This is a genomic window from Pseudomonas syringae group sp. J254-4, assembly GCF_032586855.1.
GTDB lineage: Bacteria > Pseudomonadota > Gammaproteobacteria > Pseudomonadales > Pseudomonadaceae > Aquipseudomonas > Aquipseudomonas amygdali.
In genome coordinates, this window is the sequence record NZ_JAWHOO010000022.1 from 78,906 (window position 1) to 79,294 (window position 389).

Sequence of the window (389 nt, forward strand, 5' to 3'; positions counted from 1 at the left end):
AGCATTTTGATACGACTATCGTGCCGATGCTCCGCGTCGGCATGCAGTTCGTGACGCTCTGCGTCACAAGCTCGTGCTGCCAGCGCGCATTCAAGATCGGACGCAGAGCGTCCAGAAAGGCATTCCCAAGCGGAGCATGGGAACGATGAACATCCTGAGACGACTATCGTGCCGATGCTCCGCGTCGGCATGCAGTTCGTGACGCTTTGCGTCACAAGCTCGTACTGATAGCGCGCATTTGAGATCGGACGCAGAGCGTCCAGAAAGGCATTCCCACGCGGAGCATGGGAACGATGAACATCTTGAGACGACTATCGTGCCGATGCTCCGCGTCGGCATGCAGTTCGTGACGCTCTGCGTCACAAGCTCGTGCTGCCAGCGCGCATTCA